The sequence below is a fragment of the Streptomyces sp. NPDC054863 genome (genome assembly GCF_053610825.1).
In genome coordinates this window covers 1-10,387 of sequence record NZ_JBSGZD010000281.1, presented here as the reverse complement: position 1 = coordinate 10,387, position 10,387 = coordinate 1, and the positions used below count along the sequence as shown (strand labels likewise).

General features: G+C 71.4%; 10 protein-coding genes. 5 read left to right on the top strand and 5 right to left on the bottom strand.

Annotation, left to right across the window (positions count from 1 at the left end):
* Nucleotides 1-103 precede the first annotated feature (103 nt).
* Nucleotides 104-688: a suppressor of fused domain protein gene (locus ACWGIG_RS32020; protein WP_453325191.1), complete on the bottom strand. Its 585-nt coding sequence runs from the start codon at nucleotides 686-688 to the stop codon at nucleotides 104-106.
* Between the two features lie 506 nt (nucleotides 689-1,194).
* On the opposite strand from ACWGIG_RS32020, the gene ACWGIG_RS32015 reads away from it, so the two are divergent.
* Together ACWGIG_RS32015 and ACWGIG_RS32010 are read left to right on the top strand one after the other, a co-directional pair.
* Complete coding sequence (locus tag ACWGIG_RS32015; protein WP_453325190.1) at nucleotides 1,195-2,310, top strand: magnesium and cobalt transport protein CorA; 1,116 nt, start codon at nucleotides 1,195-1,197, stop codon at nucleotides 2,308-2,310.
* A gap of 34 nt (nucleotides 2,311-2,344) precedes the next feature.
* The gene (locus ACWGIG_RS32010; RefSeq protein WP_453325189.1) at nucleotides 2,345-2,869 is read left to right on the top strand and encodes a hypothetical protein; all 525 of its coding nucleotides are present in this window, start codon (nucleotides 2,345-2,347) and stop codon (nucleotides 2,867-2,869) included.
* 23 nt (nucleotides 2,870-2,892) lie between these two features.
* On the opposite strand, the gene ACWGIG_RS32005 is transcribed toward ACWGIG_RS32010, so the two are convergent.
* Entirely contained in the window at nucleotides 2,893-3,660 is a 768-nt protein-coding gene (locus ACWGIG_RS32005) for a hypothetical protein (RefSeq protein WP_453325188.1), read from the bottom strand.
* 208 nt (nucleotides 3,661-3,868) lie between these two features.
* Between ACWGIG_RS32005 and ACWGIG_RS32000 the strand changes: the two genes are divergently transcribed.
* Genes ACWGIG_RS32000 through ACWGIG_RS31990 form a run of 3 tightly spaced genes read left to right on the top strand, consistent with a single transcriptional unit; the run spans nucleotide 3,869 to nucleotide 6,894 of the window.
* A complete protein-coding gene (locus ACWGIG_RS32000) occupies nucleotides 3,869-5,140 on the top strand; it encodes a magnesium transporter MgtE N-terminal domain-containing protein (protein ID WP_453325187.1) in 1,272 nt (423 codons plus the stop codon).
* Nucleotides 5,130-5,717: a DUF1003 domain-containing protein gene (locus ACWGIG_RS31995; protein WP_453325186.1), complete on the top strand. Its 588-nt coding sequence runs from the start codon at nucleotides 5,130-5,132 to the stop codon at nucleotides 5,715-5,717. Before ACWGIG_RS32000 ends, ACWGIG_RS31995 begins: the two co-directional genes overlap by 11 nt.
* Nucleotides 5,718-5,760: 43 nt before the next feature.
* Nucleotides 5,761-6,894, top strand: coding sequence for an Mrp/NBP35 family ATP-binding protein (locus ACWGIG_RS31990; RefSeq protein ID WP_453325185.1), 1,134 nt, complete (start codon nucleotides 5,761-5,763; stop codon nucleotides 6,892-6,894).
* Between the two features lie 108 nt (nucleotides 6,895-7,002).
* Here the strand turns inward: ACWGIG_RS31990 and ACWGIG_RS31985 are convergent, their stop codons facing one another.
* The 3 genes from ACWGIG_RS31985 to ACWGIG_RS31975 all read right to left on the bottom strand — a co-directional run bounded on the left by ACWGIG_RS31985 (nucleotide 7,003) and on the right by ACWGIG_RS31975 (nucleotide 10,161).
* Nucleotides 7,003-7,683, bottom strand: coding sequence for a hypothetical protein (locus ACWGIG_RS31985; RefSeq protein ID WP_453325184.1), 681 nt, complete (start codon nucleotides 7,681-7,683; stop codon nucleotides 7,003-7,005).
* A 144-nt stretch (nucleotides 7,684-7,827) separates the two neighbouring features.
* Nucleotides 7,828-8,307 carry a sec-independent translocase gene (locus ACWGIG_RS31980; protein ID WP_453325183.1) on the bottom strand — a complete coding sequence of 160 codons (480 nt, stop codon included), beginning with the start codon at nucleotides 8,305-8,307 and terminating at the stop codon, nucleotides 7,828-7,830.
* A gap of 138 nt (nucleotides 8,308-8,445) precedes the next feature.
* Nucleotides 8,446-10,161 carry a S1C family serine protease gene (locus tag ACWGIG_RS31975; protein WP_453325182.1) on the bottom strand — a complete coding sequence of 572 codons (1,716 nt, stop codon included), beginning with the start codon at nucleotides 10,159-10,161 and terminating at the stop codon, nucleotides 8,446-8,448.
* Nucleotides 10,162-10,387: the final 226 nt, after the last annotated feature.

The window sequence follows — 10,387 nt, the reverse complement described above, 5'->3', positions numbered from 1 at the left end:
GGCCACACCCACGGACTCCGCGCCGCGCGGGCGGGGCCGGGCCCCCGGGTCTAATGCCAGGCCGTTCCCCGCCCGGGAGCCACCGCTCCGGGCCGGCCCGGGTTCAGTCCAGCGGTACGCCCGCGCGCAGCGGGTCGCGCAGGTCCGTCCCGTGCGCCAGCCAGCGTTCCTGGAGCTCCTGGGCGCCCTTCACCCGCTTCCACGCGGCCTCGTTCGCGGTCATCGGGAGCAGCGGCAGGAAGCGGACCGGGTCCATCGGGGGATCCAGCTCCAGGTCCTCGACGAGCCCCCCTGCCTCCGCCACCAGTACGGAGCGGAAGGACGCGCCGGGCCACAGTGGCTCGCCCACCTCCAGCGACGCGCCCGGCGCCACGACCAGCCCCTCCACCTGCGGGGACGCGGCCAGCACCGCGAGCGGGCGGAGGACCTTGTCGGTGTCCGCGAGGCCGGCCCGTACGGAGAGGACCAGTTCGGCGCGCGGGCCCGCGACCGGGTCGGCGAGGGCCGCGGTGGGGTCGGCCATCGGGGCCGCAGACATGCCGAGAGTGGCGTAGCGGACGATGTCTCCGTCCATGAACCGCAGGATTTCGATCCGGTCCGTACCGAGGAACGTGACGGCGGCGCGCGCGTCCGGTTCGCCCAGAGCGGTCCGCAGTCGGGCTTCTACCAGCGCAAGTACATCTCCCATGGTCCGCGAGCATAGGCCGCGTATGAAACGGGCAAAGACGCGCCTGGGCGGGGCTTGACACCGGGGGTGGCTGGTAGCCTGGGCCGCTGGTCGGGGCGATCCGAAGTAACGCTTCAGCGTTGCACTCGAGTCCCGATGACACGTCGTCCCCCACGGGGGACCGGCCGGAGGAGGTGGGGCTGCGGTGGATCGAAGTCGACCCGTTAGTACCAACCGCTCTTCCGTACCACCTCTGCCCCACGCGGTCTGAGGCTTCGTACCCAGCCCTCCGGGCACCGAAACACCTCGGCTCCCAGGGCATTTCGCACGATGGGCACGACGGAAGAGCACTTCACCCTTACCTGATTTGCCTGATCCGTGTCTGAGCGAATGCCGTCACCGCGTCCTCGCGGTGCCGCCCGCTTTGCCGACGTGCACGCCTGAGCCACAACGCCGTGGCGCCGCACGTCTCCATTCCGGGCAGTGCCACGCGCCCCGCCGACGGCTTCTCCGTGAAGGAGCCCGCCATGTCGATGATTCGTGACCTGCGCGCAGTCGTACGCCCGTCCCTGCGCGGCAAGAACAGTCCCACCGTCTACACCAACTACGACGCCACCCGCGACCACTCCGCCTCCAGCGCGGTCGTCGACTGCGCGGTCTACCGCGACGGCCGCCGCATGAAGGAGTGCGCCACCCCGCACGAGGCGATGGTCCGCGTACGGGAGTCCGGCGGCTTCGCGTGGATCGGCCTGCACGAGCCGACCGAGGCCGAATTCGCCGGTATCGCGGCCGAGTTCGGGCTGCACCCGCTCGCCGTCGAGGACGCGGTCCACGCCCACCAGCGGCCGAAGCTGGAGCGCTACGACGACACCCTCTTCACCGTCTTCAAGACGATCCACTACGTGGAGCACGCCGAACTGACCGCGACCAGCGAGGTCGTGGAGACCGGCGAGGTCATGTGCTTCACCGGCCGGGACTTCGTGATCACCGTCCGGCACGGCGGCCAGGGCTCGCTGCGGGCGCTGCGCCACCGCCTCCAGGACGACCCGGAGCTCCTCGGCAAGGGCCCGTCCGCCGTGCTGCACTCGATCGCGGACCATGTCGTCGACGGTTACATCGCGGTCGCGTCCGCCGTCCAGGACGACATCGACGAGGTCGAGATCGACGTGTTCTCGGCCCCCACGAAGGGCAGCCCGCGGGGTGTCGACGCGGGCCGGATCTACCAGCTCAAGCGCGAGGTGCTGGAGTTCAAGCGCGCGGTGGCGCCCCTTCTGCGCCCCATGCAGCAGCTCAGCGAGCGGCCGATGCGGCTGATCGACCCCGACATCCAGAAGTACTTCCGCGACGTCGCGGACCACCTGGCCCGCGTCCACGAGGAGGTCGTCGGCTTCGACGAACTCCTCAACTCCATCCTCCAGGCGAACCTGGCGCAGGCGACGGTCGCCCAGAACGAGGACATGCGCAAGATCACCTCGTGGGCGGCGATCGTCGCCGTACCGACGATGATCTGCGGCGTCTACGGCATGAACTTCGACTACATGCCGGAGCTGCACTGGAAGTACGGGTACGGGATCGTGCTCGGCGGGATCGCGGTGGTCTGTCTCACGATCCACCGGCTCCTGAAGCGGAACGGCTGGCTGTAGGGCCCGGCTCCCCCGCGGGGCCTACCCTTGCCCCATGTCGCAGACCCCGCTCCTCGACCAGGCCCTCGTCGAGGAGGCCACCAAGAAGTCCGGCCTCATCTGGGTGCAGGGCGCCGGCCCCGCCCGCGCCCTCTGGCACGTCTGGCTCGACGGCGCCGCGCACCTCGTCGGCGACGGCCCGGGCGAGCAGCCGTTCCCCGGCCTCGCCGACGGTTCGGCCGCCCGGGTCACCGTACGCAGCAAGGACAAGGGCGGCAGGTTGGTCGCCTGGACGGCTGTCGTACGGGAGCTGACCGCCGGGTCCGAGGAGTGGGACGCCGCCGTCGCCGAGCTCAAGGGCAAGCGGCTGAACGCGCCCGACGCCGAGCAGATGACCGACCGCTGGGCCCGCGAGTGCCGCGTACTGCGCCTGACCCCGCAGGGCGGCATCGGCGCACTCCCCGAGGACTCCCTCGCCGCGCAACCGCTGCCGTCGTGGGCGACCACCCGGCAGCCGGCCCCGGCGGCCCTCCCGAGACTGCTCCTCAAGCGCAAGCGCAGACCGAAGAGCCGGAGCTGAAGCCGGGGCAGCAAGGGGACGGGCTAGTCGCTCGTCCTCGGCAGCTTCCGGCCGTAGTCCACGGTCAGGTCCTTCGGCGGCGGGGTCAGCGTGAAGTCCTTCTCCCAGTCGGACAGTTGGACGACGCCCGCGCCGCCCGCGCGGGCCAGCCGCAGCGGGTAGGGCTTCTTCTCCAGGGAGACGTCGAGGGCGCCGCCCTGCCCGTCCTCACCACCGACCACCTTGATGGTGCGCATGCCGGCGATCTTCTCGCGGTCGCCCTTGCCGAGCGTGCCGTTGAGCCCGAGCAGACCGTCGAGGAGGACGTCCTTGTCCGTGAAGCCGCGGAACTGGTCGTACGCCGGGTCGCCCTTGGGCACCTTGACGTACTTGTCCTCCAGCTTGTCGGCGGCGTCCGCGTCCTCCTGCTTGAAGTCGGCGCCCGGCTTGGTGGCGTCGTGCCGCCAGAAGTCCGCGCCCGCCTTCATGAAGAGCTCGTCCGCGATGCGCAGCAGCTCGAAGGTGGAGTCCTTGGTGGTCACGGAGCCCGCGCCGCCGTCCTTCTTGAGCCGCATGTTCAGCTTGTACGTGCCGCCCCTGCTGACGAACGTACCGGTGAGGCGCACCGCGGCGGCGGCCTTCGCGGTCGTGCGCGCCTTGCCCTCGATCTCGGCGGCGGACAGCTTGCCGACCCCGTTCGTCCCCTCGTCCGGGTCCTCGCCGCACCCCGTGGGACCGGCCGCGAGACCGGCGCACACCGCACCGGCGAGTACGGCCCTGCGTGCTCGGGCGGCCGGGGGGAATGCGGTCACTGTCGGCACTGCCTCTCCTGCGGGGTCCGGGGTGTCCGGTCGGCAGAGGGCAGCGTACCCGGGTCGTCCACGACGGCGGACAGAGAGCCGTACGGCCGGACCGGCGGAGCGTCGTTGATCTCCACGGGCTAGCCTGAAGCCGGTATCCGGCCTATTTGCAGACAAGTTTTCAGACGCGGGCTCGCGCCACGAGAAGGAGGCAGTCGGGATGGCAGCAGGGGCGCCCCGTGTCTTCGTCTCGCACCTGGCGGGCGTGCCCGTCTTCGACCCGAACGGGGACCAGGTCGGGCGGGTCCGCGACCTGGTCGCCATGATGCGGGTCGGCGGCAGGCCCCCTCGGCTGCTGGGCCTGGTCGTCGAGGTGGTCAGCAGGCGGCGGATCTTCCTGCCGATGACCCGGGTGACGGGTGTGGAGTCCGGCCAGGTCATCACCACGGGCGTCGTGAACATGCGCCGCTTCGAACAGCGCCCCACCGAGCGGCTGGTCCTCGGCGAGCTGCTCGACCGGCGGGTGCGGCTGGTGGACGGCGACGAGGAGGTCACCGTCCTCGACGTGGCCATCGCGCAGCTCCCGGCCCGCCGCGACTGGGAGATCGACAAGGTCTTCGTACGGAAGGGGAAGGGCGGCGCGCTGCGCCGGAAGGGGGAGACCCTGACCGTCGAGTGGTCGGCCGTCACCGGGTTCTCCCTGGAGGAGCACGGGCAGGGCGCGGAGAACCTGATCGCCGCGTACGAGCGGCTGCGGCCCACCGACCTCGCCAACGCCCTGCACCACCTGACCCCCAAACGCCGCGCCGAAGTGGCCTCCGCCCTCGACGACGACCGGCTCGCGGACGTACTCGAAGAGCTCCCCGAGGACGACTCGATCGAGATCCTCGGCAAGCTCAAGGAGGAGCGGGCCGCCGACGTCCTGGAGGCGATGGACCCCGACGACGCCGCCGACCTGCTGTCCGAGCTGCCGGAGGAGGACAAGGAGCGGCTGCTGACGCTGATGCGGCCGGACGACGCGGCCGACGTGCGGCGGCTCCTGTCGTACGAGGAGCGGACGGCGGGCGGTCTGATGACGACGGAGCCGATCGTGCTGCGGCCCGACGCGACGGTCGCCGACGCGCTCGCCCGCGTGCGGCAGCAGGACCTCTCCCCCGCGCTGGCGGCGCAGGTGTACGTGTGCCGGCCGCCCGACGAGACGCCGACGGGCAAGTACCTGGGCACGGTGCACTTCCAGCGGCTGCTGCGGGAGCCGCCGGGAACTCTGGTCAGCTCGGTCGTGGAGTCCGACCTTCCGCCGCTGTCGCCCGACACCTCGCTGCCCGCCGTGACCAGCTATCTCGCCGCGTACAACATGGTCGCGGCGCCCGTGGTGGACGAGGGCGGGTCCCTGCTCGGGGCCGTGACCGTCGACGACGTGCTGGACCACCTGCTGCCGGACGACTGGCGGGAGACCGAATTCAATCCGGGGGGTGTCGTCGGTGGCCACTGAGCGGGGTGGTGAGGGCAAGGAGCGCGCGCGGTCCACGAGTGGCGCGAGCGCTGTGTCGCGCGCCTCACGCGTGCGTCTGGACCAACCGAAGGCGCCACGCCAGCGTCTGCTTCCCGAGTGGGACCCGGAGGCCTTCGGGCGGGTCTCGGAGAGAATCGCCCGCTTCCTGGGCACGGGGCGGTTCATCGTCTGGATGACCGCGGTGATCATCCTCTGGGTGCTGTGGAACATCTTCGCGCCCAAGTCGCTGCGCTTCGACGAATTCCCCTTCATCTTCCTGACCCTGGCGCTCTCCCTCCAGGCCTCGTACGCCGCCCCGCTGATCCTGCTCGCGCAGAACCGGCAGGACGACCGGGACCGGGTCACCCACGAGCAGGACCGCAAGCAGAACGAGCGTTCCATCGCCGACACCGAATACCTCACACGCGAGATCGCGGCGCTGAGGATGGGCCTCGGCGAGGTCGCCACCCGCGACTGGATCCGCTCCGAACTCCAGGACCTGGTCAAGGAGTTGGAGGACCGGCGGACCGTATTCCCGCCCGCGCCCCCGAACGGGAGTGACGAAGCCGACCGTTGACCGGGCTTCCCGGCGGACCGCGGTGCCGCCGTACTATCGGAGCATGGTTACGGAAGACGCGGTGCGCGAAGCACTGGCGACGGTGAACGACCCCGAGATCCACCGACCGATCACAGAGCTCGGCATGGTCAAATCGGTCGAGATCGGAGCGGACGGCACAGTTGCCGTCGCGGTCTATCTGACCGTCTCCGGCTGCCCGATGCGGGAAACGATCACCAACAACGTGCGCGAGGCCGTCGAGCGCGTCGAGGGCGTCACCAGCGTCACCGTCGAGCTCGACGTGATGAGCGACGAGCAGCGCAAGGAGCTCGCGGGCGCCCTGCGCGGCGGCACCCCCGAGCGCGAGGTCCCCTTCGCCCAGCCCGGGTCGCTGACCAGGGTGTACGCGGTGGCCTCCGGCAAGGGCGGCGTCGGCAAGTCCTCGGTGACGGTCAACCTGGCCGCGGCGATGGCGGCGGACGGCCTGAAGGTCGGCGTCGTCGACGCGGACATCTACGGCCACAGCGTGCCCCGCATGCTGGGCGTGGCGGGCAAGCCCACCCAGGTCGAGAACATGATCATGCCGCCGTCGGCGCACGGTGTGAAGGTCATCTCGATCGGGATGTTCACGCCGGGCAACGCCCCTGTCGTCTGGCGCGGGCCGATGCTGCACCGCGCGCTCCAGCAGTTCCTCGCGGACGTGTACTGGGGCGACCTGGACGTCCTCCTCCTCGACCTGCCGCCGGGCACGGGCGACATCGCGATCTCGGTCGCACAGCTGGTTCCGAACGCGGAGATCCTGGTCGTCACCACCCCGCAGCAGGCCGCCGCCGAGGTCGCCGAGCGGGCCGGATCCATCGCCGTGCAGACGCACCAGAAGATCGTCGGCGTCGTCGAGAACATGTCGGGCATGCCGTGCCCGCACTGCGACGAGATCGTCGACGTCTTCGGCTCGGGCGGCGGCGAGCGCGTCGCCGAGGGGCTGACGAAGACCACCGGTGCGACCGTGCCGGTGCTCGGCACCATCCCGATCGACGTACGGCTGCGGGAGGGCGGCGACGACGGCCGCCCCGTCGTGCTGACCGACCCCGAGTCCCCCGCCGGGTCCGCGCTGCGGGCGATCGCCGGGAAGCTGGGCGGACGGGCGCGCGGTCTCTCCGGGATGTCGCTGGGGATCACGCCGCGCAACAAGTTCTGAGGCAGTGCGCCTGACGCGCTGAGATTCCGACGCGCTGAGATCCTGAGGCGCTGAGAGCGTACGAGTAAGGGGCGGCCTCCTGGAGGCCGCCCCTTACTTCGCTTGTGCCTACGCGTCGTACGTGGTGACGTCCTTGACCACCGAGAAGCCCAGGCCGTACGCGCTCATGCCGCGCCCGTACGCCCCCAGGTGCACACCCGCAGTGGTGGACCCGGCGAGCACCCAGCCGTACTCGGACTCGCGGTAGTGGAACGGCGTCGGCACCCCGTCGACCGGCAGCGAGAGCGTCGACCAGTCGGCGCCCTCCAGGTCGTCGGCCAGCTCGAAGGACACCTCGGTCTGCTGGTCCAGCCAGTTGTCCCGCATCGAGTGGTCGAGCTGCGCGGGCCAGGTCTGCGCCAGCAGCCCCGAACCGGCCAGCCAGGCGGCGGAGGACACCGAGGTCGCCTCCAGCGTGCCCGTGCCATCGCCGCTGCGGCGCACCGGGGATGCGGCGACGGTCACGACGACCGCGAAGCGCTCCTTGTCCGTGCCGTCGTCGCCCGCGCCGGCTCGTATCGTCGGCTCGTCGCCGTGGCCCATCGCGCCGTGCTGCACGGTGCCGTCGGCCGCCGTGCCGACCTGCATCAGCCAGCGCGGCCCGGTGAAGGCCTCGTCCAGTCCGTACCAGGGGAACGGGGCGCGCAGATAGCCGTCGACCGTACGCCGGGCTGCCGGCACCCCTTCCGCGGTGGACCCACCGGGCGCACCGGAATTCCCCTGCGCCCCTACCCGACTCGTCGTCTCCATCTGCCCGGCCGCCTCCTCGATCGTCAGCGTCCGGTGCGGCCCGCCCCCCTCGGGCGTCCTGCAAGCCGGACAGATGGAGGATAGCCAACACCCGACCGAGGGAGACCTCATGACGCCGCCGCCCCGGTCGGGGGCGGCGGGCGGTCAGGTCGCGTCGGGGTCGAACGCCGGTCGTTCCTCCTTGCGGAGGTTCGCCGGTGCGGCGGCGGGCGCATCGTCCTTGGTGAGGTTCGCGCGGGCGCCGCTGCCGGTGGGCTCCGGAGTGTCCGAAGGCGTACGGGACGCGGGCCTGGACCTTCCGTTCACCACGTCCGTGACCTCGTTGAGCTCGCCCCGCAGGTCGAAGCTCTCGCGGATCTCCTTGAGCCCGAGGTCGTCCCCGCCGTGCTCCGCCAGCTGCTTGCGGACGAAGTTCTTCGGGTTGAGGTCCTCGAACTCGAAGTCCTTGAACTCCGGGCCCAGCTCACTGCGGATGTCGCTCTTCGCACTGTCCGAGAACTCACGGATCTTGCGGATGAAGCGCGTGGTGTCCTGGATCAGCTTCGGCAGCTTGTCCGGGCCGAAGATGAGCACGGCGAGGACCGCGAGCGTCAGCAGCTCAAGTCCGCCTATGTCAGTGAACACCTTGCAGCTCCTTGGATTATCCGGGCTCGTTCCACGGTACCCGCCCCAGCTGTCCGGACGGTACCTTCAGGTGACACCCGTCTGGCGTCCGTGCGACCTTCCGCCGTCGCCCGGGTGGCTCCCACCCGTAGCGCCCGGTCAGGAATCCCCCGCCGTGCCGAGGCTGAGGGTCACCTTCTGCTCCTTGCCGTCGCGCCGCAGGGTCAGTTCCAGCAGCTCGCCGGGGCGGCGCGAGCGGATCTTGACGATCAGCTCCTCACCGCTGTGCACCCGCTCGCCGTCGATCCTGGTGATCACGTCGCCCGGCTTGATGCCGGCCTTGGCGCCGGGGCCGCCGGGGGTGACCGACGGGGTGTTGCCCGTGCCCTTGGTGCCGACCTGCGCGCCGTCGCCCGTGAACTTCATGTCGAGCGAGACGCCGATCACGGGATGGGTGGCCTTCCCGGTGTTGATCAGCTCCTCGGCGACGCGCTTGGCCTGGTTGATGGGGATCGCGAAGCCGAGGCCGATGCTGCCGCCCTGGCCGCCGTCGAGCCCGGAGCCGCTGTCGGGGCCGCGGATGGCGCTGTTGACGCCGATGACGTGGGCCCGCTGGTCGACCAGCGGTCCGCCGGAGTTGCCCGGGTTGATCGGGGCGTCGGTCTGCAGCGCGTCGACGTAACTGATGTCGCTGCCGTCGCCCTTCTCGCCGCCCGCGGTGATGGGCCGCTGCTTGGCGCTGATGATGCCGGCGGTCACGGTGTTCTGGAGGTCGAAGGGGGCGCCGATCGCCACCACCGGGTCGCCGACCCGGACGTTGTCGGAGTTGCCGAGCGGCAGCGGCTTCATGCCGGAGACGCCGACGACCTTCACCACGGCGAGGTCGTACCCGCTGTCCTTGCCGACGAGCGTGGCCCTGGCCGTCTCGCCGCTGCTGAAGGTGAGGGAGATGGTGCCGGAGGTGCCGGCCGGTTCCACCACGTGGTTGTTGGTGAGGATGTGGCCCTTGTTGTCGAGGATGAACCCGGTGCCGGTGCCCTTGGCGCTGCCGCCGCTGACGTGGAAGGTGACGACGCTGGGCAGGGCGCTGGCGGCGATGCCCGCGACGGTGTCGGGGGCGCGGTCCAGGGGTGCCTTGCCTGCCTGCGGGAGCTGGACGGCGCCACCGGTGATCCCGTTGTTCCGCTCGATGTACGCGCCGACGCCGCCGCCGACTCCTCCGGCCAGCAGCGCGATCACCAGCGCACCGACGAACAGACCGCCGCGCCGCCGCTTCTTCTGCGGCGCCGCGTCCGCGTACACCAGCGGCTGCTGCGGGGCCGCGCTCCAGGGGTCGTACTGCAGCCACTGCGAGGGCGGGTACTGCTGCCCCTGCGGGGGCTGGGGCTGGGGCTGCTGAGGGTGGGGCTGCGGCGGCTGTCCCTGCGAAGGGTGCGGCAGGGGCTGCACCGGGGGCGGGGACGGCTGAAGGTGCGGCTGGGCCGACTGCTGCGGTGCGCCGAAGTGGGGTGGTACCTGGGTGCCGTGGGCCGGGGTCGGCATCTGCACCGGCGGTGCGGGCGCCCACGGCCCGGGCCCGCCGTAGGGCGGAGTGCCGTACGGGTCGGGGTCGTGCAGGGGCTTCGGGCGCCCTGGGCCGGCCGGAGCTGTCGCTGCCGTCGCCCCGGCCTGGGCCACGGAGGCTCCCGGGTCGGCGCGGTCGTCCGGTGCGAAGGCCGGTGCCACTCCCGGTGCCAGTGCCACTCCCGGCGCCACTCCCGGTGCCGATTCGTCCGCAGGTTCGGTCGGGGCCGGGTCCGTCGCGGCCCCCGGCCTCCCCGTCGCAGGACGGCTCCACCACTTCGCCCGTGGTCCGGCGGGCTTGCCCTCGTCCATGCTCTCCCCGCAACTGCCCTTGGCCCGTACCGAATCCGCGCGGAAACCCGCACGAAGCATCCGTACCGCGACCGGTTTCCGCGCCCGCTGGCGGGCACCCCTTCCCTGGATTCAACCAGGTTTGCGATTGCCCGCGCAGGGTGCGGGTCAGCGGGCGCGGGAAACCGAGAGTTCGGACGGGGACGGTGCGGCCAGGTGGCCCGGCGCCGACGGCTTCGACGGGGGC

Bases quoted from the DNA above. Each gene is read 5' to 3' on its own strand.
- ACWGIG_RS32015 (WP_453325190.1), top strand. From the start codon at position 1,195: ATGTCGATGATTCGTGACCTGCGCGCAGTCGTACGCCCGTCCCTGCGC.
- ACWGIG_RS32020 (WP_453325191.1), bottom strand. From the start codon at position 688: ATGGGAGATGTACTTGCGCTGGTAGAAGCCCGACTGCGGACCGCTCTG.
- ACWGIG_RS32000 (WP_453325187.1), top strand. From the start codon at position 3,869: ATGGCAGCAGGGGCGCCCCGTGTCTTCGTCTCGCACCTGGCGGGCGTG.
- ACWGIG_RS31985 (WP_453325184.1), bottom strand. From the start codon at position 7,683: ATGGAGACGACGAGTCGGGTAGGGGCGCAGGGGAATTCCGGTGCGCCC.
- ACWGIG_RS32010 (WP_453325189.1), top strand. From the start codon at position 2,345: ATGTCGCAGACCCCGCTCCTCGACCAGGCCCTCGTCGAGGAGGCCACC.
- ACWGIG_RS31975 (WP_453325182.1), bottom strand. From the start codon at position 10,161: ATGGACGAGGGCAAGCCCGCCGGACCACGGGCGAAGTGGTGGAGCCGT.
- ACWGIG_RS31990 (WP_453325185.1), top strand. From the start codon at position 5,761: ATGGTTACGGAAGACGCGGTGCGCGAAGCACTGGCGACGGTGAACGAC.